This window comes from Methylobacterium sp. NPDC080182, from assembly GCF_050281105.1.
In the GTDB taxonomy this organism is placed as follows: domain Bacteria; phylum Pseudomonadota; class Alphaproteobacteria; order Rhizobiales; family Beijerinckiaceae; genus Methylobacterium.
On the sequence record NZ_JBNNWO010000001.1, the window covers coordinates 114,939 to 136,452 of the forward strand.

General features: G+C 73.0%; 25 protein-coding genes. 14 read left to right on the plus strand and 11 right to left on the minus strand.

Annotated elements, in window-relative coordinates; all coding sequences use genetic code 11:
• Nucleotide 1: 1 nt before the first annotated feature.
• Together ACQKQD_RS00585 and ACQKQD_RS00590 are read right to left on the minus strand one after the other, a co-directional pair.
• Nucleotides 2–445, minus strand: a complete 444-nt coding sequence (locus ACQKQD_RS00585; RefSeq protein ID WP_020090969.1) for a DMT family transporter — start codon at nt 443–445, stop codon at nt 2–4.
• Nucleotides 446–491: 46 nt separating this feature from the next.
• Nucleotides 492–941, minus strand: coding sequence for a DMT family transporter (locus ACQKQD_RS00590; protein ID WP_056522921.1), 450 nt, complete (start codon nt 939–941; stop codon nt 492–494).
• Nucleotides 942–1,157: 216 nt separating this feature from the next.
• On the opposite strand from ACQKQD_RS00590, the gene ACQKQD_RS00595 reads away from it, so the two are divergent.
• From ACQKQD_RS00595 to ACQKQD_RS00605, 3 genes are all read left to right on the plus strand, one after another.
• A complete protein-coding gene (locus tag ACQKQD_RS00595) occupies nt 1,158–3,167 on the plus strand; it encodes an OPT family oligopeptide transporter (RefSeq protein WP_427507215.1) in 2,010 nt (669 codons plus the stop codon).
• Nucleotides 3,168–3,394: 227 nt separating this feature from the next.
• Entirely contained in the window at nt 3,395–3,868 is a 474-nt protein-coding gene (locus ACQKQD_RS00600; RefSeq protein ID WP_091676107.1) for a DUF2243 domain-containing protein, read from the plus strand.
• Entirely contained in the window at nt 3,865–4,020 is a 156-nt protein-coding gene (locus ACQKQD_RS00605) for a hypothetical protein (RefSeq protein ID WP_020090965.1), read from the plus strand. Before ACQKQD_RS00600 ends, ACQKQD_RS00605 begins: the two co-directional genes overlap by 4 nt.
• Nucleotides 4,021–4,056: 36 nt before the next feature.
• Here the strand turns inward: ACQKQD_RS00605 and ACQKQD_RS00610 are convergent, their stop codons facing one another.
• From ACQKQD_RS00610 to ACQKQD_RS00620, 3 genes are all read right to left on the minus strand, one after another.
• Nucleotides 4,057–4,818 (minus strand): amino acid ABC transporter ATP-binding protein, encoded by a 762-nt coding sequence (locus tag ACQKQD_RS00610; RefSeq protein ID WP_427507216.1) that lies wholly within the window; start codon nt 4,816–4,818, stop codon nt 4,057–4,059.
• Nucleotides 4,815–5,495: an amino acid ABC transporter permease gene (locus tag ACQKQD_RS00615; RefSeq protein ID WP_091926432.1), complete on the minus strand. Its 681-nt coding sequence runs from the start codon at nt 5,493–5,495 to the stop codon at nt 4,815–4,817. The genes ACQKQD_RS00610 and ACQKQD_RS00615 overlap by 4 nt, the downstream gene beginning before the upstream one ends.
• A 93-nt stretch (nt 5,496–5,588) precedes the next feature.
• On the minus strand, nt 5,589–6,386 hold the full coding sequence (locus ACQKQD_RS00620) for an amino acid ABC transporter substrate-binding protein (RefSeq protein WP_427507217.1): 798 nt from the start codon (nt 6,384–6,386) through the stop codon (nt 5,589–5,591).
• Nucleotides 6,387–6,624: 238 nt separating this feature from the next.
• Between ACQKQD_RS00620 and ACQKQD_RS00625 the strand changes: the two genes are divergently transcribed.
• On the plus strand, nt 6,625–7,551 hold the full coding sequence (locus ACQKQD_RS00625; RefSeq protein ID WP_427507218.1) for a dihydrodipicolinate synthase family protein: 927 nt from the start codon (nt 6,625–6,627) through the stop codon (nt 7,549–7,551).
• A gap of 42 nt (nt 7,552–7,593) precedes the next feature.
• Here the strand turns inward: ACQKQD_RS00625 and ACQKQD_RS00630 are convergent, their stop codons facing one another.
• A complete protein-coding gene (locus ACQKQD_RS00630) occupies nt 7,594–8,808 on the minus strand; it encodes a pyridoxal phosphate-dependent aminotransferase (protein ID WP_427507219.1) in 1,215 nt (404 codons plus the stop codon).
• A gap of 258 nt (nt 8,809–9,066) precedes the next feature.
• On the opposite strand from ACQKQD_RS00630, the gene ACQKQD_RS00635 reads away from it, so the two are divergent.
• The 4 genes from ACQKQD_RS00635 to ACQKQD_RS00650 are packed head-to-tail and all read left to right on the plus strand — an operon-like array spanning nt 9,067 to nt 12,250.
• Nucleotides 9,067–10,485, plus strand: a complete 1,419-nt coding sequence (locus ACQKQD_RS00635) for a cytochrome ubiquinol oxidase subunit I (protein WP_427507220.1) — start codon at nt 9,067–9,069, stop codon at nt 10,483–10,485.
• Nucleotides 10,486–10,492: 7 nt separating this feature from the next.
• Nucleotides 10,493–11,500 (plus strand): cytochrome d ubiquinol oxidase subunit II, encoded by a 1,008-nt coding sequence (gene cydB / locus ACQKQD_RS00640; RefSeq protein ID WP_427507221.1) that lies wholly within the window; start codon nt 10,493–10,495, stop codon nt 11,498–11,500.
• Nucleotides 11,500–11,622: a DUF2474 family protein gene (locus tag ACQKQD_RS00645; protein ID WP_012321840.1), complete on the plus strand. Its 123-nt coding sequence runs from the start codon at nt 11,500–11,502 to the stop codon at nt 11,620–11,622. Before cydB ends, ACQKQD_RS00645 begins: the two co-directional genes overlap by 1 nt.
• Before the next feature lie 49 nt (nt 11,623–11,671).
• Nucleotides 11,672–12,250 carry a GbsR/MarR family transcriptional regulator gene (locus tag ACQKQD_RS00650; RefSeq protein ID WP_100251599.1) on the plus strand — a complete coding sequence of 193 codons (579 nt, stop codon included), beginning with the start codon at nt 11,672–11,674 and terminating at the stop codon, nt 12,248–12,250.
• Nucleotides 12,251–12,266: 16 nt separating this feature from the next.
• On the opposite strand, the gene ACQKQD_RS00655 is transcribed toward ACQKQD_RS00650, so the two are convergent.
• The gene (locus ACQKQD_RS00655) at nt 12,267–12,962 is read right to left on the minus strand and encodes a GntR family transcriptional regulator (protein WP_331300211.1); all 696 of its coding nucleotides are present in this window, start codon (nt 12,960–12,962) and stop codon (nt 12,267–12,269) included.
• Nucleotides 12,963–13,234: 272 nt separating this feature from the next.
• Nucleotides 13,235–14,173, minus strand: coding sequence for a LysR family transcriptional regulator (locus ACQKQD_RS00660; protein WP_427507222.1), 939 nt, complete (start codon nt 14,171–14,173; stop codon nt 13,235–13,237).
• Nucleotides 14,174–14,292: 119 nt separating this feature from the next.
• Between ACQKQD_RS00660 and ACQKQD_RS00665 the strand changes: the two genes are divergently transcribed.
• The 5 genes from ACQKQD_RS00665 to ACQKQD_RS00685 all read left to right on the plus strand — a co-directional run bounded on the left by ACQKQD_RS00665 (nt 14,293) and on the right by ACQKQD_RS00685 (nt 18,342).
• The gene (locus tag ACQKQD_RS00665) at nt 14,293–15,216 is read left to right on the plus strand and encodes a ring-cleaving dioxygenase (RefSeq protein WP_042670591.1); all 924 of its coding nucleotides are present in this window, start codon (nt 14,293–14,295) and stop codon (nt 15,214–15,216) included.
• Between the two features lie 69 nt (nt 15,217–15,285).
• Nucleotides 15,286–15,918 carry an alpha/beta hydrolase gene (locus ACQKQD_RS00670; RefSeq protein WP_427507223.1) on the plus strand — a complete coding sequence of 211 codons (633 nt, stop codon included), beginning with the start codon at nt 15,286–15,288 and terminating at the stop codon, nt 15,916–15,918.
• A gap of 34 nt (nt 15,919–15,952) precedes the next feature.
• On the plus strand, nt 15,953–16,363 hold the full coding sequence (locus ACQKQD_RS00675) for a DoxX family protein (RefSeq protein ID WP_427507224.1): 411 nt from the start codon (nt 15,953–15,955) through the stop codon (nt 16,361–16,363).
• Nucleotides 16,364–16,429: 66 nt separating this feature from the next.
• Nucleotides 16,430–17,251: an alpha/beta fold hydrolase gene (locus ACQKQD_RS00680; protein ID WP_427507225.1), complete on the plus strand. Its 822-nt coding sequence runs from the start codon at nt 16,430–16,432 to the stop codon at nt 17,249–17,251.
• Between the two features lie 113 nt (nt 17,252–17,364).
• A complete protein-coding gene (locus ACQKQD_RS00685) occupies nt 17,365–18,342 on the plus strand; it encodes a Gfo/Idh/MocA family protein (RefSeq protein ID WP_427507226.1) in 978 nt (325 codons plus the stop codon).
• An 18-nt stretch (nt 18,343–18,360) separates the two neighbouring features.
• On the opposite strand, the gene ACQKQD_RS00690 is transcribed toward ACQKQD_RS00685, so the two are convergent.
• Genes ACQKQD_RS00690 through argJ form a run of 3 tightly spaced genes read right to left on the minus strand, consistent with a single transcriptional unit; the run spans nt 18,361 to nt 20,776 of the window.
• Nucleotides 18,361–18,813: a (deoxy)nucleoside triphosphate pyrophosphohydrolase gene (locus tag ACQKQD_RS00690; RefSeq protein ID WP_427507227.1), complete on the minus strand. Its 453-nt coding sequence runs from the start codon at nt 18,811–18,813 to the stop codon at nt 18,361–18,363.
• Nucleotides 18,810–19,529 (minus strand): SIMPL domain-containing protein, encoded by a 720-nt coding sequence (locus tag ACQKQD_RS00695; RefSeq protein WP_427507228.1) that lies wholly within the window; start codon nt 19,527–19,529, stop codon nt 18,810–18,812. The genes ACQKQD_RS00690 and ACQKQD_RS00695 overlap by 4 nt, the downstream gene beginning before the upstream one ends.
• Nucleotides 19,526–20,776: a bifunctional glutamate N-acetyltransferase/amino-acid acetyltransferase ArgJ gene (gene argJ, locus ACQKQD_RS00700; protein ID WP_427507229.1), complete on the minus strand. Its 1,251-nt coding sequence runs from the start codon at nt 20,774–20,776 to the stop codon at nt 19,526–19,528. Before argJ ends, ACQKQD_RS00695 begins: the two co-directional genes overlap by 4 nt.
• A 230-nt stretch (nt 20,777–21,006) precedes the next feature.
• Here argJ and ACQKQD_RS00705 point away from each other — a divergent pair, with 230 nt between their 5' ends.
• Nucleotides 21,007–21,441 (plus strand): histidine kinase, encoded by a 435-nt coding sequence (locus tag ACQKQD_RS00705; protein ID WP_020090945.1) that lies wholly within the window; start codon nt 21,007–21,009, stop codon nt 21,439–21,441.
• Nucleotides 21,442–21,514 lie beyond the last annotated feature (73 nt).

The window sequence follows — 21,514 nt, forward strand, 5'->3', positions numbered from 1 at the left end:
CTCAGAACCGGGCGACCAGCGCCACGCCGCCGATCATCAGGGCGCCGCCGAGGATGCGCCACAGGCCGGCCTCGTGGACCTTGAAGCCCACGAGGCCGAAATGGTCGAGCAGGATCGACGTGACGACGCCCGCCGTCACGATCAGTCCGAGAAAGGTGGCCGCCCCGATCCGCGCGGAGACGGAGAGCTGCGCCATCGTCAGGCCCGCGCTCATCACGCCGCCGAGCCATGCCCACCAGGGCACCTGCGCGAGGCGGTCCAGCGTCGGCCACCCGTACTGCCCCGTCACCAGCATGGCGACGCAGATCGCCGCGACGCTGACGACGAGGCTCACCACGCCGGCGAGCAGCGGCCGCGCGAGGGACTTGGCGAGGCCCGCGTTCTGGCCCGGTTCGATCGCGGTGGCGATGCCCGCGAGCAGCGCGAAGCCGTACAGGAAGAGCATGCTGGGATCCTGAGGATGGGAGGCGGTCGGCGGATCGACGGTCCCGTCAGAACGCCGCCACGAGGGCGACGCCCGCGACCATCAGCGCGCCGCCGAGGATGCGCCAGCGCCCGGCGCGGTGGCGCGCGAAGCCCACGAGGCCGTGATGGTCGAGGAGGATCGAGCCGACCACGCCCGCGGTGATCACGCAGCCCAGGAACGGCGCCGCGCCGACTTTCTCGGAGATGTAGAGCTGCGCCAGGACGACCGCCGCCCCGAGCACGCCGCCCGGCCAAGCCCACCAGGGCACGGGCGTGGCCGCTTCGGCCTGGGAGCGGCCGCGCAGCCGGGCGACGGCCATCGCGGCGAGGAAGCAGGCGATCGCGAGGCCGAAGCAGAACAGGCCGGCCAGCATCGGCTGCCCTGTGACCTTCGCCAGCGTGGCGTTCTGGCCCGGCTCGATGGCGTTCGCGACGCCGGCCACGAGGGCGATGCCGTAGAGATACCACTTGGACAAGGCGGCGCCTTCCCGACGAGGAGCGGATCGCACCCGGACGGGGCGGTCTGCTGCCAAACCCGCCGCCGCGCCGGGTGACTGCATCACAGGCCCGGTCGGCGCCGGGACACATCGCCCCAGGGCGGGGCGGGGCAGGGTGAGGCCGGGCGGGCCGGGCGCGGCGCGGGAACGTTTCCGGCCCCTCGCGTGCTGTGCCTGTGGCAGCCCGAGTGGACGATGGACGCCCGCAGCCCGACGATCACGCCGACGACGCAGGACCGTCAGGCCGAGCTGACCCTGCGGGGGATCGCGCTCGGCGCGGCCATCACGGTCGTGTTCATGGCCGCCAACCTCTACATGGGCCTGAAGACCGGGATGACGTTCTCGTCCTCGATCCCGGCCGCGATGATCTCGATGGGCGCGTTCCGGCTGATGGGCGGCGCCGGCATCCTCGAGAACAACATCGTGCAGACGCAGGCCTCGGCGGCCGGCACCCTGTGCAACGTCATCCTGGCGCTTCCCGGGCTCGTCCTCGTCGGCCACTGGCACGGCTTCCCGTTCTGGCAGACTACGGCGGTCTGCCTGCTGGGCGGCCTGCTCGGCGTCGCCTTCTCGATCCCGCTCCGCCGCGCGCTCGTGTCGGGCAGCGATCTCCCCTATCCCGAGGGCATCGCCGCCGCGGAGGTGCTCAGGACCGGCCACGAGGAGCAGGGCGGCCACGGCCTGCGGGACCTGCTCGGGGCCGCCGCGGCCGCCGGGACGATCGGGCTCGCCACCACGGGGCTGAAGGTCCTGGGCGAGGGGCTCAACGGCGCGGTCAGCCTCGGCGGCGCGGTGTTCCGCACCGGGACCGGCTTCTCGCTGGCGCTGGTCGGCGTCGGCTACCTCGTGGGCATCGGTGCCTGCCTCGCGCTGCTGACCGGCGTCCTGATCGCCTGGGGGATCGCGGTCCCGATCCTCACCGCCCTGTCGCCCGATCCCGCCAATTCGGCGGGCGCGGCCGCCGAGGCGGTCTGGTCCGGTCAGGTGCGCCTCATGGGCGCCGGCATCATCGCGGTGGGCGGTCTCTGGACCGTGGGCTCGCTGGCGCGCCCGATCCTCGGGAGCATCCGCGCCGCCCTGTCGGGCAGCGGCGGTCTCGGCAAGGATCACCCGCGCGAGGACCGCGACCTGCCGATCACCTGGGTGGCCGCCGCGACCCTGGGCCTGTGCGTCCCGCTCGCGCTACTGTTCTGGGCCTTCGCCGGGGCCGCCGACCTCGGCGGCCTGACGATCGTGCTGGCGGTGGCCGCCACCCTGTTCACCGTCCTGTTCGGCTTCCTGATGGCGGCGGCCTGCGGCTACCTCGCGGGCCTGCTGGGCTCCTCGTCGAGCCCGATCTCGGGGATCGGCATCCTGACCACGATGGCCACCGCGCTGCTCCTGCCCTTCATCCTCGGGCATTCCGCCGGGCCGGAGGGAGACCGGTTCGTCACCGGCATGGCGCTGCTGCTGACGTCGGTCATCATCACCACCTCGTCGATCGCCAACGACAACCTGCAGGACCTGAAGACCGGGCAGGTGCTGGGCGCCACGCCCTGGCACCAGCAGGTCGCGCTCATCCTCGGCGTCGGGGTCGGCGCCGTGGTGATCGCCCCGCTCCTGTCGCTGCTCTACGAGGCCTACGGCTTCGTCGGTGCCCCCGCGCGGGACGGGCAGGACGCGGGGAGCGCCATGCCGGCGCCCCAGGCGGCCCTGATGACCCAGATCGCCAACGGCATCACGCACGGCGAGTTGCCCTGGACCATGGTGCTGATCGGCGCCGGGCTCGGGGTGGTCCTGGTGGCGGCCGAGACGTGGCTGAAGCGGCGCGACCTCACCTTCCCGGCCCTGACGGTCGGCATCGGCATGTACCTGCCGCTCTCGGTGGAGATGACGATCGCCATCGGCGGCATCCTCGGCTGGGTCGCCGAGCGCCGGCTGCGCGCCCGGGTCGGCGCGAAGGGCGACGCGAAGGCCGACAAGGCGGTCGGCACTGCCCGCCGCCGGGGTGTCCTCCTCGCGTCCGGGTTCCTCGTCGGCGAGAGCTTCGTGGGCGTGCTGCTCGCCGGCACCGACCTCCTGGCGGGCCACAGCGCGGCGATCGCCGTGGTCGGCAAGGATTTCGCGCCCTACGCCACCGGGCTCGGCCTCGCGGTCTTCCTGGCGGGGCTCGCCGTCTACCTGCGGATGGTCTCGCGACCGGAAGCGGTCCCGCGGGAGGCGTGACGGATCCGCCGGCGCCCCGGGCGGGTTCCCCGCAGGACGCCGTCGCCCGCGCGGCCGCGGCCTCCGCCACGCCGGAGTTGCGCATGAGAGCGGCTGACAGAGCGGCTGACAGAGCGGCTGACAGAGCGGCTGACAGAGCGGCTGACAGAGCGGCTGACAGAGCGGCTGACAGAGCGGCTGACAGGGCGGTTGAGAGAGCGGCCGACACCCGGGAGCGCGTCTTCCCCGTGAGCGCCGGCATCCTGTTCGGGCTCGGCCTCGGCGGCTTCTTCGACGGGATCGTGCTGCACCAGATCCTGCAATGGCACCACATGCTGAGCAGCTGGTACCCGATCGACACGATCCCGAACCTCGAGCTGAACACCCGCTGGGACGGCCTCTTCCACAGCGCGACCTACGTCTTCGTGGTCCTCGGGCTGTTCCTCCTCTGGCGCGCCGCGCATCGCACGCACCTTTACTGGTCCAGCAAGCTGCTCGCCGGGTCGCTCCTGATCGGCTGGGGCCTGTTCAACCTCGTCGAGGGCCTGATCGACCACGAGATCCTCGGCGTGCACCACGTCAACGAGCGGGCACCGCCGGAGCAGTGGCTCTACTGGGACATCGGCTTCCTGCTCTGGGGCGGCGCCATGCTGGCCGCGGGTCTGGGCCTCGTGGTGGTCGGCAAGGGCGAGGAGGCGTCGCTGGCGCGGAATCCCGCGTGAGGGCCGCCGGTCCCGGCCTGCGCCCGGTCCTGCCCTGGCTCGCCCTGGCGGCCGGCCTGATCCTCGCCACCCTGCCGGCCTGGCGGCCCCTGGTCTTCGGGACCGCGCTCACCGTCGAGGATCTGCTCACCCTGCGCTGCCTGACGCGCTGATCGGCGCGCCCCGGCCCGGGCCGGTCAGGCCCCTGCTCAGCCCCCCTCGGCCGCCTCGCCGAGCAGCGTCCGGACGAACCGGCGGGTGCGCGGGTCGGCCGGCCGGGCGAAGACGTCGGCGGCCGCGCCCTGCTCGACGATATGCCCCCCTTCCAGGAACACCACCGTGTCGGCGACGCGCCGCGCGAGGCGCAGGTCGTGGGTCGCCATCAGCATGGTCGTGCCCGCGTTCGCGAGGCCGGCGAGCACGTCCACCACCTCGGCGGCGAGTTCCGGGTCGAGGGCCGAGGTCGGCTCGTCGCAGAGCAGCAGGCGCGGGGAGGGGGCCAGCGCCCGGGCGATCGCCACCCGCTGCTGCTGGCCGCCCGACAGGCTGGCGGGCCAGTCCGCGGCCTTGTGGGCGAGGCCGACGCGCTCCAGCAATTCCAGGGCGCGCGCCCGCGCCCGGTCCTGCGGCCACTTGCCGACGGTGACGAGCCCCTCGGTGACGTTCTCCATCACGGTCCGATGGGGGAAGAGCTGGAAATTCTGGAACACCATGCCGGTCTGCCGGCGCACGGCGAGCACGTCCCGCCGCGCCGGCGGGCTGCCGGGCCGGAAGGTGAGGCGTATGTCGCCGAGGGTCAGCGTCCCGGCCTGCGGGACCTCCAGCAGGTTCGCACAGCGCAGGAGCGTCGACTTGCCCGAGCCCGAGGGGCCGATCAGCGCCGTGACCCGCCCCTCCGGCACCGCGAGGTCGACGCCCCGCAGGACCGGGTTGTCGCCGAAGCGCTTCTCGATGGCCGACAGGGCGATCACGCGCGGGCCTCCAGGTAGCCGCCGTAGCGCCCGAGGCGCCGCTCCAGCAGCGTCTGAAGCCAGGACAGGAGCGTCGACAGGACGAGGTAGATCAGCGCCACCTCGATGTAGAGGATCAGCGGCTCGTAGGTGACGGCGACGATGCGCTGGGCCGCCTGGAACAGCTCCGGCACCGTGATGGCGGCCGCGAGCGACGTGTCCTTCACCAGGGCGATGAAGGAGTTGGCGAGCGACGGCACCGCCACCCGCGCCGCCTGGGGCAGGATCGTGCGGCGCAGGGCCTGGACCGGTGTCATGCCGGTGGCGTAGGCCGCCTCCCACTGGCCCTTCGGGATGGAGGCGATGGCGGCGCGGACGATCTCCGACGTGTAGGCGCCGACGTTGAGGGTGAACCCGATCACGGCGGCCGGGAAGGCGTCGATCAGGATGCCGGCGCTCGGCAGGCCGTAGAAGATCACGAACAGCTGCACGAGGAGCGGCGTGCCCCGGAAGATCCACACGTAGAACCACGCCAGGGCCGCCAGGGGCCGGGGCGCGAACAGGCGCACGAGGGCGGTCCCGAGCCCCAGCGCGAGGCCCAGCACGAAGGTGATGAGCGTCAGCGGCACGGTGAAGCGCAGGCCGGCCGCGAGCAGCGGCCCCAGCGACTGGAGCATGAGGTCGAGCCAGTGCGGCACGGGGCGGCGTCTCCTACCGGGCGATCGAAGCGTGGGGCTGTACGAGGCGGCGCCCCGGGCGGGACTCGTCCGGGCGGGCCCTCTGCGGACGGTCTACTTGGAGACGTCGGCCCCGAAGTACTTCTGGGCGATCGCCGCGTAGCTGCCGTCGGCCTTGATCGCCTCCAGCGCCTTGTCGATCGCGGCCTTCAGCGCCGGGTTGTTCTTGCGCATGATGATACCGGAGGCGTCCGCGTCGGCCTGCTCGGCGGCGATCTTCACGGGGGCGTTCGGCTTCTGCTTGTGGAAGTCCAGGAACGACAGGCTGTCGTTGACGGTGGCGTCGGCGCGGCCGGTGAGGACGAGCTGGATCGACTGGTCGAAGCCGTCCGTCCCGACGAGCTCGGCGCCGGACTGCTCGGCGAGGCGCGCGAAGTTGCTGGAGAGGCTCTGGGCGGACTTCTTGCCCTTGAGATCCGCGAAGGACTTGATGTCGGACCGGTCCGCCCGGGTGATCAGCACGGCCCGCGCGCGGATGTAGGGCTCGGAGAAGTCGAACTTCGTCTGCCGCTCCTTGGTGATGCCGACCTGGTTGATCACCACGTCGTAGCGCTTGCCGTCGAGGCCGGCGATCAGCCCGTCCCACTTGCCCTCGAGGAATTGCGGCGCGACGCCCAGCTGCTCGGCGACCTTGCGGCCGATCTCGACGTCGAAGCCGACGAGCTGCCCGGACGCGTCGTGGAACGTGAAGGGCGCGTAGGTGCCCTCGGTGCCGATGCGCAGGGTCTTGGCGGCGCGAATCGCGTCGAGATCGTCGGCCTTCGCGGGCGCGGCGAAGGGCGAGGCGGGGGCCGCGCCGAGGAGCGCCGCGACGACGAGCGCCGCGACGCGGCCGGCAGAGAAGAATCGCATTACAGTAGCTCCGAAAAGAAAACGCTGTTCTCGTGCGGCCGCCGCGCGCGATCTCGGCTGTCGATGGACAAAGCAAAGAAGAGCTCGGCCGTACAGGAAAGTCGGTGCGCTTGTCGACAGCTTGGTTGGTTCGATCCGGCCCGCGCCAGGATAGAGGCCGCGTGCTAAGAGGCGCCCGGATCCCGCCCGCGGACACGGCCGTCCGCCGGGACGCGCGATCCCGGCAGGAGGACCGCGCATGACTTCGCCCGCCCACGCCTATCGCGGCGTCTTCCCGGTCGCCCCCACGGTCTTCGACGCCGCGGGCGCCCTCGACCTCGACGGGCAGCGCCGGGCCGTCGACTTCATGATCGACGCCGGCAGCCAGGGGCTGTGCATCCTGGCGAACTTCTCCGAGCAGTTCGTCCTCACCGACGACGAGCGCGAGCGGGTGATGGACGCCGTGCTGGACCACGTGGCCGGCCGCGTGCCGGTGATCGTGACGACGACGCACTTCGCCACGCAGGTCTGCGCCGAGCGCTCGCGCCGCGCCCAGGAGGCCGGCGCCGCGATGGTGATGGTCATGCCGCCCTATCACGGCGCCACGATCCGCGTGCCGGAACTCGGCATCTTCGACTTCTTCCGCGCGGTCTCGGACGCGATCTCCATCCCGATCATGATCCAGGACGCGCCGGTGGCGGGCACGCCGCTCGGGGCACCGTTCCTGGCGCGCATGGCCCGGGAGATCGCGAACGTCGCCTACTTCAAGATCGAGACCGCGGGCGCCGCGTCCAAGCTCCGCGAGCTGATCGCGCTGGGCGGCGACGCGGTCGCGGGCCCCTGGGACGGCGAGGAGGCGATCACCCTGATGGCCGACCTCGACGCCGGCGCCACCGGGGCGATGACCGGCGGCGGCTACCCGGACGGCATCCGGCAGATCACCGACGCCTACGCGGCGGGCCGCCGGGAGGAGGCGATGGACGCCTACGCGCGCTGGCTGCCGCTGATCAACTACGAGAACCGGCAGTGCGGCCTGCTCGCCTGCAAGGCGCTCATGGCCGAGGGCGGGGTGATCGCCCACGAGACCGCGCGGCTGCCGATCCAGCCCCTGCACCCGGCGACGCGGGCCGGCCTGATCGAGCTCGCCCGCCGGAACGACGCGCTGGTCCTGCGCTGGGGGCGCTGAGGCGGGGGCCCAGGGGTCCCGGTCGCGAGGCCCGCGCCCGACTCAGTGCGCGGCCGGCGCCCGCGTCCCGAGCGCGCCCGCGAGCCGGCGCACCGCCTCCCGGGCCAGCTCCGGGCTGATGGCGAAGCACATCCGCACGAGACCCTCGCCCTCCGGGCCGAAGGCGGTGCCGGGCGCCACGCCGACCTTGGCCTCCCGCAGGAGGCGCAGCGCCAGGTCGAGGCTCGGCTCGTCGCCGCCCATCCGGGCCATGAGGTAGAAGGCCCCGTCCGGCGGCGCGACCGTGACGCCCGGCAGGCCCGACAGCCCCTCCACCAGGATCGCGCGGGCCTCGGCGCAGCGCTCCACCATCGTGCGGATGAAGCCGTCGCCCTCCTCGAGGGCCGCGATGCAGGCGTGCTGGACGAAGGTCGGGATCGAGGTGGTGCTGTACTGCCCGAGCTTCGCGAAGGTCGGCGCGAGGCCGCGGGGGTAGATCACCCAGCCGGCCCGCCAGCCGGTCATCGCCCAGTTCTTCGAGAAGGTGTTGGTCACGATCAGCCGGTCGTCCTCCGCGCAGATCTGCAGGAAGGACGGCGCGATCCGGTTGCCGTAGGTGAAGTGCGCGTAGACCTCGTCCGAGAGGATCCAGAGCCCGCGCTCCCGGGCGAGGTCGCGCAGGGCCGTCATCTCGGCCAGCGGCATGGTCCAGCCCGTCGGGTTCGAGGGCGAGTTCACCATGATCACCCGGGTGCGCGGCGTGATCGCCGCCGCGATGTCGGCGAGCGGCAGCGCGAAGCGCCCGTCCGGCAGGCGGCGGTACGGCACCGTCACGGGCACGCCGCCGGCGATGCGGACCGCCTCGCCGAGATTGGGCCAGGCCGGGGAGGGGATGATCATCTCGTCGCCCGGCTCCAGCAGCACCTGGGCCGCCTGCATGATCGCGTTCATGCCGCCCGCCGTGACGCCGAACCGGTCCGGCGGGATCTCCACGCCCCAGTGGCGGGCGTGGTAGGCGCCGAGCGCCGCGCGCAGCGCCGGCAGGCCCAGCGACGTGGTGTAGCGGGTGTGCCCGGCCAGCATCGCCCGGTGCGCCGCCTCGACGATGAAGGGCGGCGTCGGCAGGTCGCCCTCGCCGATCCACAGCTTCACCACCTCCGGGTCGTCCCGCCCGCGATCTGCCACGAGGCCGATCTGGCTCGTGCCGATGCCGCGGATGCGCGCCGACAGCGCGGCGGCGAGATCGACGGGCGCGGCGGAGACGAGGGTGTCGGCCATGGCGGCGCGTGCTCTCCGTGCGTCGGGACGCGGCGTCCCGTCGCGCGGCGCGCGTCCAGGGGCTCGCGTGGTCCCGACCTGTAGGGAATGCCGAGACCCTGACGCGTTCGGGCGCGGACGTCCAGACCCCGAGGCCGGATCGACCCCGGACGCCGGCGCATGACCAGGGCGCCGCACCGGCGACACAGGATGTTTTTACTTTTCAGAAATTTCTGAAATTGCTATACGCCGAGTCGCGCACAGAGCCGGAGGCACGACGTGCTCGCCAACCTCGATCCCTTGATCCTCGCCCGCATCCAGTTCGGGTTCACGGTCGCCTTCCACATCGTGTTCCCGGCCTTCTCGATCGGCCTCGCGAGCTTCCTCGCCGTTCTGGAAGGGCTCTGGCTCGCCACCGGGCGCCAGGTCTTCATGGATCTGTTCAAGTACTGGCTCAAAATCTTCGCCATCGCCTTCGCGATGGGCGTCGTGTCCGGCCTGGTGATGTCATACCAGTTCGGCACGAACTGGTCGGTCTTCTCCGACAAGACCGGCCCGGTGCTGGGGCCGATGATGGCCTACGAGGTGCTCTCGGCCTTCTTCCTGGAGGCGGGCTTCCTCGGCGTGATGCTGTTCGGGATGCGCAAGGTCGGGCCGCGGCTGCACTTCGCGGCGACGCTGATGGTGGCGGTCGGGACCTTCTTCTCGGCGTTCTGGATCCTGGCGGTGAACTCGTGGATGCAGACGCCGGCGGGCTACGGCACGAACGCCGAGGGCCAGTTCGTGCCGCTGGACTGGTGGGCGATCGTGTTCAACCCGTCCTTCCCGTACCGCCTCGTGCACATGGTGCTGGCCGCCTACCTCACCACCGCGCTGGTCGTGGGCGCGGTCGGCGCGTGGCACCTGCTGCGCGACCGGGCCAACCCGGCGGCCCGGACGATGTTCTCGATGGCGATGTGGATGGCCGCCCTGGTCGCACCGATCCAGATCCTCGCGGGCGACGCGCACGGCCTCAACACCCTGGAGCACCAGCCCGCCAAGGTCATGGCCATGGAGGGCCACTTCCGGAGCCACCCGGACGGCGCGCCGCTGGTGCTGTTCGGCCTGCCCGACCAGGAGGCCGGCACCGTGCGCTACGCGGTCGAGATCCCGAAACTGTCCTCGCTGGTGCTGAAGCACGCCCTCGACGCGCCCCTGAAGGGGCTCGACAGCCTGCCGCGGGCGGAGTGGCCGCCGGTGCCGATCGTGTTCTGGTCGTTCCGCATCATGGTCGGCCTCGGGATGCTGATGCTGCTCCTGGGCGCCCTCAGCCTTCTCGCCCGCTGGCGCGGCACCCTCTACGCGTGGCGCCCGCTGCACCGCTTCGCGGTGGCCATGGGCCCGGCGGGCTTCGTGGCGGTGCTGGCCGGCTGGATCACCACCGAGGTCGGGCGCCAGCCCTACACAGTCTACGGCCTGCTGCGCACGGCGCAGTCGGCCTCGCCGCTGCACGCGCCGGCGGTGGCGGCCTCGCTCACCGCCTTCGTGGTCATCTACTTCGCGGTCTTCGCCATGGGCACCGGCTACATGCTGCGCCTGATGGGCCAGCCCCCGCATGCCGGCGAGAGCGGGATCGAGCCCGGCGCGCCGATCCGGACGGCGGGCATCACGCCCGCCCCGGCGATCGACCCCGACCGCCACCTCCAGCCGGCCGAGTGAGGGACCCATGGCCTACAGCGTCGATCTCACGGTGGTCTGGGCGCTCGTGATCGCCTTCGCGGTCTTCGCCTACATCGTCATGGACGGCTTCGACCTCGGCATCGGCCTCCTGTTCCCGGTCCTGCCGCCGGGCGCGGAGCGCGACACCGCCATGAACTCGGTCGCGCCGGTCTGGGACGGCAACGAGACCTGGCTGGTGCTGGGCGGCGGCGGCCTGTTCGCCGTCTTCCCGCTGGCCTACGCGGTGATCCTGCCGGCGCTCTACGCGCCGATCATCGCGATGCTGCTCGGGCTGATCTTCCGCGGCGTCGCCTTCGAGTTCCGCTGGCGCGACCCCCGCCACCGCGCCGCCTGGGACGTGGCCTTCGCGGGCGGCTCGCTGGTGGCGGCCCTCGCCCAGGGCATCACGCTGGGCGCGCTCCTGCAAGGCATCGCGGTCGAGGGGCGGGCCTATGCCGGCGGCTGGTGGGACTGGCTCACGCCCTTCAGCCTCCTCGTCGGCGCGAGCCTGGTCATCGCCTACGCGCTGCTCGGGGCGACGTGGCTGGTGATGCGCACCGAGGGCCTGCTCCAGCTGCGGGCCCGGCGCCTGGCCCTGCGCCTCACCGCGGCGACGGTGGCGGCCATCGCCCTCGTCAGCGCGGTGACGCCGTTCCTCCAGGGCCGCTACTACGAGCGCTGGCTGGCGATGCCGAACGTGCTCGTCACCGCGCAGGTGCCGCTGCTCGTGGCGCTCGCGGCCTACGCCCTGTGGCGCACCCTGCGGGGCGGCGCCGAGCGGGCGCCCTTCCTGATCGCGCTGGGGCTGTTCGCCCTGACCTTCCTGGGGCTCGGCATCAGCATCTTCCCCGACATCGTGCCGGGCCGGATCACGATCTGGCAGGCGGCCGCGCCCGAGGCGAGCCAGATCTTCCTGCTGGCCGGCGCGTCGGTTTTGATCCCGATCATACTGGCCTACACCGCGTACGCGTACTGGGTCTTCCGCGGCAAGGTCGACGCGCACGGATATCATTGATGGCACCCGCAGCAGCACAGCCCCTCTGGAAGCGCCTCGCGTGGTTCGCGGGGCTCTGGGCCTCCAGCATCGTCGGCCTCGGCTTCGTCGCGACGGTCCTGCGGTATTGGCTCAAGAGCTGATAGACCGGGGCGGCGCCCGCCCGATTATCGCCCGCGTCGGATCCCTGCCGTGCAACTGCCCCCGCTCGTCCAGACCTTCGTGCTGCATTTCGGCGAGATGGGCTCGCGCTGGGGCATCAACCGGACCGTGGGGCAGATCTACGCCCTGCTGTTCGTCGCCGAGCGGCCGCTCAACGCCGACGAGATCGTCGAGCGGCTCGGCGTGTCGCGCTCCAACGTCAGCATGGGCCTGAAGGAGCTCCAGGCCTGGAACCTCGTCCGGCTCCAGCACCGGCCCGGCGACCGGCGCGACTACTTCACGACGCCCGAGGACATCTGGCAGATCGTCCGCACGCTGGTCGAGGAGCGCAAGAAGCGCGAGGTCGATCCGACCTTGACCCTCCTGCGCGAGCTCCTGATGCAGGAGCCGGCGACCGAGGAGGAGCGGCACGCCCAGGCGCGCCTGCGGGAGATGCACGACCTCTTCGAGCTGTTCGCCGGCTGGTACGCGGACGTGCGCCGCCTCGACACCGAGCGCCTCGTCCAGCTCCTGACCCTCGGCTCGAAGGTCCAGAAGGTCCTGGAGATGAAGGATCGCCTGACCCGCCTGCCGGGCCGGATCGGCGGCCGGTCGGCCAAGCCGGACTGAGCCGCCTCGCGGACGATCAGGCCTCGGCGAGCGCCCCCCGGTAGAGGGCGATGAGCGAGGCGCCGACATGCTCGATGTGGCGCCGCAGGCACGCGGCCGCCGCCTCGAACGCGCGGTCCTCGCACAGGGCCAGGATCTGCGCGTGCTCGCTGACCGCGCGGGTCGCGTCCTCGGAGGTCGCGATCTGCAGCCGCGTCGGCCGCTCGCAATCCTGCAGCAGCGCGGAGACGATCGCCAGCGACCGCGGCCGGCCGGCGTGCCGGATCAGGTCGAGGTGGAAGCGGCTGTTCAGGTCGCCCCACCGGAGGACCTGACCGGTCTCCAGCGCCGCGCCGTACTCCTTCGAGAGCGCGTCGAGATCGCGGATGTCGTCGCGGGTCAGGTGCGGGGCCGAGAGCAGGAGCAGTTCCGGCTCGAGCTGGACGCGCAGCTGGAAGATGTCCTCGACCTCCTGCAGCGAGAGGCCTGTCACGACCGCCCCGCGATGCGGCACGATCCGCACGAGCTTGCTGGCTTCCAGCTGGAGCAGGGCCTCGCGCACCGGGATCCGGCTGATCCCGAACTCCTCCGCCAGGGCGTCCTGGCGCAGCTGCACCCCCGGCGGCAGTTCACCGTTCAGGATCTGCTCGCGGAGCGAGTCCGCGACAGCCGCCGCCACGGTCTTGTGCCGCAACCGGTCGGGTGCGGGGCGTCCGGGAATCAAAGGGGACATCGACGCCTCAACAGAATCGTATACATGTATACAAGGCGCCTTACTGACCGGAAAATGCGCCGCTGTCCAATGCCAGATTGTCCTGGATAAACCTGAAGTTTGCTTGGCCGAGATTCCCGGCCGAGCGGCAAGTCTCGGCCGTTCTCCGACAGATGCACCCGCAAGGAGCAGGCCGTCTTCGGAGGCACGGTGCTCGCCGGTAACGCACGTTCGCGTAGACGGCATTGATCCAGGTGAATGACGTGCCTGGATCGCGCGCGCCGGCGCGGGACTCACCGGTCCGCCGCGTGGCCTCGCGGCGGCGGCGCGGCCCAGGGCGCCTGGCCGAGGGTCTGGGCGAGATGGGCGATCAGCGCCGTCACCCGCGCCGGCCGCGGATCGCCCGGCGGCGTGACGAGGTGCAGGGCGATCGGCGGCGGCGACCAGGCCGGCAGCACCCGCTCGAGGCGCCCGGCTTCGAGGTCGTCCCAGATCATGAAGTCGGGCTGCAGGGCGAGTCCGAGGCCGGCCCGCAGCGCCGGCGCCAGCGCCTCGGCGTTGTTCGCCCGGAGCTGGCCCGCCGGCACCACGACGGCCTCCGCGCCGCTCCCGTCCACGAAGCGCCAGCGGTCCGGCGTCGGCAGGTAGGCGTAGCCGAGGCAGGTGTGGCGGACGAGGTCGTCCGGGTGCTCGGGCCGGCCGTGCCGGTCGAGATAGGCGGGCGTGGCGACCAGCGAGCGGCAAATCTCGCAGAGCCGGCGCGCGCGCAGGGAGGAATCCGGCAGGGCCGCGATGCGCAGCCCGATGTCGAACCCGCCGCCGACGAGGTCGACGACCGCGTCCGACAGGTGGAGATCCACCGAGACGGCCGGGTACTCCCGGAGGAAGGCCGGCAGGATCGGGGCCACGTGCATCACCCCGAAGGTCATCGGCGCCGCGAGCCGCACCAGCCCGCGCGGCTCCGCGGCGCCCGCCGTCGCCAGCGCCTCCGCGACCTCGCCCTCGGCGAGGATGCGCGCAGCACCGTCCTTGGCGGCCTGCCCGGCCTCGGTGAGGGCGAGCTTCCGCGACGTGCGGTTGAACAGGCGGGCGCCGATCCGCAGTTCGAGCCGGCTCACCGCCTTCGAGACCGTGGCCTTCGACAGGCCCAGTTCCGCGGCGGCGCGGCCGAAGGAGCCGGTCTCCACCACCTTGGCGAACACGGCCCAGGCCTCGAAATCGGGCAGTCTCATCGATCAGATCCAGAAACGATAGGTTTCCACCGTTTCTATTTTCGCCGCCCATGGCAAGGGGCACATTCCCGTCATCGCAACAGGCCGCCCGCCGCGGCCTTCCGTCGGGAGACATCGCCATGGTTCAGACCGGCCTCCACCACGTCACGGCCTTCTCCGGGCCGGCCCTGCGCAACCTCGACTTCCACACCCGAATCCTCGGGCTGCGTCTGGTGAAGAAGACCGTCAATTTCGACGATCCGGGCACCTACCACCTGTACTACGGCGACGCGGCCGGGCGGCCCGGCACGATCCTGACCTTCTTCCCCGTCGAGCACGCCGCGCCGGGCCGGGTCGGGATCGGCGAGACCCAGGAGACGGCCTTCCGGGTTCCCCGCGCCTCCATCGGCTGGTGGACCCACCGGCTCATCGAGAAGGGCGTGGCCCACGAGCCGCTGGTCCAGGTCTTCGGCGCGCCGACGCTGCGCTTCCGCGACCCGGACGGCATGATGCTCGCGCTGGTGGGCGTCGATGTCGGCGACGCGGAGGGCTGGGCGTCGAGCGAGGTGCCGGCCGAGCACGCGATCCGCGGCCTGCACGGCGTCACGCTCCTCCTCGACAGGGCCGAGGCGACCGCCGCGATCCTCACGGAGGTGCTCGGGCTGGAGGAGGTCGGCCGCGAGGGCAACCTGATCCGCTTCGCGGGCAGCGCCGAGCTCGGCGGTCTCGTCACCCTGCGGGCCGTCGGCGGGTTCCTGCCCGGCCGCCCGGGGGCGGGCTCGGTCCACCACATCGCGTTCCGGGCGGCGGACGACGCCGCGCAGGCCGCGATGGGCCGGGCGCTCGCGGCGCGGGGGCTCCACGTCACCGAGCAGCGCGACCGCCAGTACTTCCGCTCGATCTACTTCCGCGAGCCCGGCGGCGTGCTGTTCGAGATCGCCACCGACGCGCCCGGCTTCGCGGTGGACGAGCCGATCGAGGCCCTCGGCCAGGCCCTCAAGCTCCCCGCCGGCCTGGAGCCGCACCGGGCCGAGATCGAGGCCGTGCTGCCCAAGGTCGCCTGATCCGCGACCTCCACGCCCGCCCCGCGCCCGCGCGGGGCGGGACCTCTCCCCGTCACCCGTGAGGCCATCATGACCCAGGACACCGCCGGCTTCATCCACCGCTTCGAGCCCGGTCCCGACACCGCGCGCCCGCTGCTGCTCCTGCACGGGACCGGCGGCGACGAGACCGACCTCCTGCCCCTCGGCCGCACGGTCGCGCCGGAGGCCGCCCTGCTGGCGCCCCGCGGCGCCGTCAGCGAGAACGGCATGCCGCGATTCTTCCGGCGCCTGGCGGAGGGCGTCTTCGACGAGGCGGACCTGCGCCGCCGCACCGGCGACCTCGCGGCCTTCGTGGCGGCGTCCCGGACGCGGTACGGGCTCGGGGCGCCGGTGGCGCTGGGCTTCTCGAACGGCGCCAACATCGCCGCGTCGCTGCTGCTGCTGCGGCCGGAGACCCTGGCGGGCGCGGTCCTGATCCGCCCGATGGTGCCGTTCGCCGAGCCCCCGGCCGCGGATCTCGCCGGCCGGCCGGTCCTGATCCTCTCCGGGGCGATGGACCCGATCGTGCCCGCCGAGAACGCGCGGCGCCTCGCGCAGCAGCTCACCGCGGCCGGAGCCCGCGTCGAGCACCGGATCCTGCCGACGGGCCACGGCCTGTCGCAGGCCGATATCGGCTTGGCGCTGAACTGGCTTCGCGGCCTCACACTTCCCGAAGCGGCCTGAGCCGGCCGCGCACGACAGGACGGAGCGTTCGACGATGCCCCCGATCTATTCTTCCAGCGCGACCGCCCTGCTGCCGGTGACCGGCCGGGTCCTGATGAGCGCGATCTTCCTCGTGAGCGGCGCCGGCAAGCTCGCGGCCCCGGCAGCGACGCTCGCCACCATCGAGGCCGCCCACCTCCCGCTGCCGCCGCTCGCCTACGCGGCGGCGACCGGCACGGAGATCGTCGGCGGTCTGCTGCTCGTCGCCGGCTACCGCACGCGGCTGGTCGCCCTGGCCCTCGCGCTCTTCGCGGTGGCCACCGCGGTGACCTTCCACGCGGCCCTCGGCGACCAGAACCAGATGTTCCACTTCCTGAAGAACCTCGCCATGGCCGGCGGCTTGCTTCAGGTCGCGGCCTTCGGGGCCGGCCCGCTCAGCCTCGACGCGCGGCAGGGCCGAGCCTGACCGGTCCGTCGGTCCGCGCGACCCCTCCTTCTCGCCCTCTGCCTTCTCGACCCTCGGGAGACCACGATGCCCTACTTCACCGCGCAGGACGGCACCCAGATCTACTACAAGGACTGGGGCGCCGGGCAGCCGGTGGTCTTCAGCCACGGCTGGCCGCTCAACGGCGACGCCTGGGAGGACCAGATGCTGTTCCTCGCGGAGCGCGGGTTCCGGGTCATCGCCCATGACCGGCGCGGTCACGGTCGCTCCGGGCAGTCCTGGTCGGGCAACGACATGGACACCTTCGCGGACGACCTCGCCGGGCTGATCGCCCATCTCGACCTGCGCGACGCGGTGCTGGTCGGCCACTCCACCGGCGGCGGCGAGGTCGCCCGCACCATCGGGCGGCACGGGACGGCGCGCATCGCCAAGGCGGTCCTAGTCGGGGCCGTGACGCCCCAGATGGTCCGGACCGACGCGAATCCGGGCGGCCTGCCCCGGGACGTGTTCGACGGCATCCGGGACTCGGTCCTGCGCGACCGGTCCCAGTTCTTCAAGGACCTGAGCGGCCCGTTCTACGGCGCGAACCGCGCCGGCGCCGCGGTCAGCGAAGGCCTGCGGGACACGTTCTGGATGCAGGGCATGATGGCGGGCCTGCGGAACGTGCACGCCTGCGTGGCGGCCTTCTCGGAGACCGACTTCACCGAGGACCTGAAGCGCATCGACGTGCCGACCCTGCTCGTGCACGGCGACGACGACCAGATCGTGCCGATCGACGCCGCCGCGCGCGCCGCCGTCAAGCTCGTGCCGGGCGCCGTGCTGAAGGAGTATCCGGGCGCCCCGCACGGGCTGGCCGCCACCCACAAGGACCGGCTCAACGCCGACCTGCTCGCCTTCATCCAGGGCTGAGATCCCGGGTCGCGTTGACCGGCGGCCTTCCCCACGCCGGTTCGGGCTCCTAAAGCCTGCGACGGGCCGCGCCCCGCGGCCCGTCAGACGCCAGAAGCCGCACGGATTCCCGCATGCCGACCTCCGACGCACCGCTCACCATCGGGATCATCGGCGCGGGAATCATGGCCGAGCGCCTGCTCGGCGCGATCCACGGGGCGACGGACTCGCCCGTGCGGGTCGCGGCGATCTGGGATCCGGCCCCGACGGCCCTGGACCGCATCGGCGCGGCCTTCCCGGCGGTGCCGCGGGTGGCCGATTCCGCCGCCGTCGTGGCGGCGAGCGACTGCGTCTACGTCGCCTCGCCGCCCGCCTCGCATCTCGGCTACGCCCGCGCCGCCCTGGCGGCCGGCCGGAGCGTCTTCTGCGAGAAGCCGCTGGCCATCGATCGCGCCGATGCCCGCGCCTTCGTGGCGGAGGCGAGGGGCGCGGGCGCGGTCAATTTCCCGTTCGCCTCGTCGCCGGGCGTGGCGACGATCGAGCGCTGGATCGCGGCCGGCGCGGTCGGCACGCCCCGGGCGCTCACCGTCGCGGTGGCGTTCGCCCGCTGGCCCCGGCCCTGGCAGGCCGACGCCGCCCGCTGGCTCGACGCGCGGGGCGAGGGCGGCTTCACCCGCGAGGTGGTCTCGCACTTCCTGTTCCTGGCCCGCCGCCAGCTCGGCCCGCTCGCCGGGCTCGCCGGACGGATCGACTTCCCGGAACCGGGCCGGTCCGAGCGCGCGATCGACGTGACGCTCACGGCGGGCGGGATCCCCGTCACCCTGACAGGCCGGGTCGGGGGCGTCGCGGCCGACGACCACAACACGTGGACGCTGGAGGGCGACGCGGGCGCCGTCCGGCTGCGCGACTGGGCCATCGCCGAGCGACGGGGCGCCGACGGGCGCTTCGAGCCGGAGCCCGACGCGATCCCGAACGAGAAGCTGCGGCCGATCACGCTCCGGCGCCAGCTCGAGGGCGTCGTCCGCATGGCGCGCGGCGAGCCTCACCACCTCGCCACCTTCGCGGAGGCGCTCGACGTGCAGGAAGTCGTCGAGGCGATCCTCACCCTGTGAGGGCGGCCCGCGACGGCGTCAGGAATCCAGCAGGTCGACCAGGAACGGGATCAGCGGCGCGTCGGCGGGCGGCATCGCGAGGTCGCGCAGGGCCTTGGGGCGCACCCACTTGAGCGCCTGCCCCTCCATCGGGCGCGGCGTCCCCGTCCAGCGCCGGCAGATGTAGAGCGGCATCAGCAGGTGGAAGTCCGGGTAGGCGTGGCTCGCGAAGGTCAGCGGCGCGAGACACGGCTCCTCGACCTGGATGCCGAGCTCCTCCGCCAGCTCGCGGATCAGCGTCTGCTCGGGGCGCTCGCCGGGCTCGACCTTGCCGCCGGGGAACTCCCACAGGCCGGCGAGCTGCTTGCCCGCCGGGCGCTCGCTCACGAGGACGCGGCCGTCGACGTCGACGAGGGCGACGGCGACCACGAGGAGCAGGCGCAGGGGCGCGGCAGCGGGGGCGCCGTCGGGGGCGTTCTCGGGCGCGCTCACTGCGCCACCGCGAAGGTGGCCGAGACCTCGGAGGACATCGGGATCGTGCCCGCCTCCAGCGGCACCCGCCGCCCCTTGGCGGCCATCGGCGCCGCGCGGGCCATCTCCAGCGCCGGGCGGTACGGCGTGCCGGCCGCGGCTGTGCTCAGCGTGCAGAGCGGGCCGAGCTTGGCGCCGACCGCCTCGGCGAGGGCCTCGGCGCGGCTCCGCGCGTCCCGTGTCGCCGCCACCTGGAGGGCCGCCTCGCTCTTGTCCGGGTCGCGCAGCCCGAAGCTCACGCCGTCGATGCGGTTGGCGCCGGAGTCGAGGGCCTGCCGGAGCAGGTCGCCGAGGCGGTCCATGTCGGCGAGCCGGACGGTGACGAGGTTGCTGGCGCGGTAGCCGTCGGGCTCCTCGGTGACGGCGCCCCCCGGCCGGGCGACGGTGCGGGTCGCGGTCTGCAGGGTGACGGCGGCCGTGCCGAGGTCGGCGGGCGGGACCCCGAGGGCGCGGGCCTGCGCCGAGACCCCGGCCACCGCCTTCGAGGCCGCGTCGAGGGCGGCCGCCGCACTCGCGCCGCGCGCCTCGATGCCGATCGTCACCTCGGCGAAGTCCGGCGCCCGCGTCTCCGACGCGCGCCCGACGACGCTGATGTGGCGCTTGCACGCCGCGTCGTCGGCCCGCGCCGCGGTCGCCAGGCTCAGGACGAGGAGGGCGCCGGACAGGACCGCCCTCACGAGCGGTAATCCCCGTTGATCTCGACGTAGGCCTTGGTCAGGTCGCAGGTCCAGACGCGGGCCGTGCCGTCGCCCAGGCCGAGATCGACCCGGACCGTGATCTCCGGCGCGCGCATCACGGCGCTCGCCGCCGCCTCGCTGTAATCGGGGTCGCGGGCGCCCTGGACCGCCACCCGCACGTCGCCGAACCAGATCGCGAGCCGGTCGCGGTCGGCGGGCTCGCCGGCCTTGCCCACGGCCATCACCACGCGGCCCCAGTTGGCGTCCTCGCCGGCCACCGCGGTCTTCACCAGCGGCGAGTTGGCGATCGACATCGCGATGCGGTGCGCGGAGGCGTCGCTCTCGGCGCCGGTGACCCGCACGGTGACGAACTTGCGCGCGCCCTCACCGTCCTTGGCGACGAGCTGGGCCAGCTCCACCAGCAGGCCGTCGAGCGCCTCCCGGAAGCCGGCGAGCCGCGGGTCGGCGGGATCGGTGACCGCCGGGTTGCCGGCCCTGGCGGTGGCGAACAGCATCAGGGTGTCGGAGGTGGAGGTGTCTCCGTCCACGGTCACGCAGTTGAAGCTCGTCTTCGTCCCGGCCGAGAGGAGCGCCTGCAGCACCTCCTGCGGCAGGGCCGCGTCGGTGAAGACGAAGGACAGCATCGTCGCCATGTCGGGCGCGATCATGCCGGCGCCCTTGGCGATGCCGTTGATCGTCACGCGCACGCCGTCGATCTCGGCCGTGCGCGTCGCGAGCTTCGGGAAGGTGTCGGTGGTCATGATCGCCCGGGCCGCCTCGGTCCAGGCGGCCGGCCCGTCCTCGGCGCGGGCCGCGCAGTCCGCCAGCACGCCCGCGAACCGCTCCGCCGGGAGCGGCTCGCCGATCACGCCGGTCGAGGCGACGTAGACCTCGCGCGCGCCGCAGCCCGCCGCCTCCGCGGCGATCTCGACGGTGCGCGCCACCGCGTCGCGCCCGACCCGGCCCGTGAAGGCGTTGGCGTTGCCGGAATTGACCACGAGCGCCCGCGCCGACCCGTCGGCCAGGGCGTCGCGGCACCAATCCACCGGCGCCGAGGGACACTTCGACCGGGTGAACACCCCCGCTGCCCGGGTCCCGGCCTCCAGCGCCACGTAGAGCACGTCGGTGCGGCCGCTGTAGCGGATCCCCGCCTGGGCGGTCGCGATTCGCACGCCCGGCAGGGGCGGCAGATCGGGCATCGCGGTGGGCGCCAGCGGGGAGACGGGAGGGGCTTTCGCGGACGACATCGGCTCTGGCTCCGGCAGCGCGCGGCTCAGGTCCCGCGGCGGCCCGGTGTTGCCCGCGCGACCCCGCCGGCGTCAACTCCGTGCCCAGCCTATGATCAGGCCGCCGGAGTGCTTCGCCATTGTGCAACGGCGGCGCCGAATGCGGCGCGATGACGGCGCCGGGCTTGCGTGTGGATTGCATCCCAGCTTAGCATGCTGCATCGCAAAGCCAGCGCGAAGTCGAGTGCGGAATGCCCCCAGCCGACGACGAGACTGCCTCGAGCAGCCTTCCCCAGGGCAGCTGCTACCGGATCCAGGTTCTGGTCGTCGGCCGTCACAAGCGCTGGCGCGACGAGGTCTCGGCCCAGGTCCGGATGCTGGGCTACCAAGTCACCGCCTGCGACCGCGGCGTCGACGCCATGACGGTGCTGGCCCTGGGCCTGCCGGTGGACGTGCTGGTGGTCGATACCGCGCTCCAGGGCGGCCTGTGCTGCGCGCAGCTGGCCGTCGAGGCCCGGGCCCTGCGCCCGGCCCTGCGCATCATCCTCGCCAGCGACCCGGTCGACGCCATGGGGCCGGAGGCGTCGGTCCGCGTGCCCGACGCGCTGCTGGTCCCGCGCGACCAGTTCCAGAACGGGATGATCGCCACGACCATGCGCGAGGCGCTGGCGAGCCGCGCCGCCTGAACTCCGGCGCGAGGCCTGATCGACCCGGACGGCCCGCGAGCCGAGGGTCTGCGCGACCCGTCGATCGAATCGC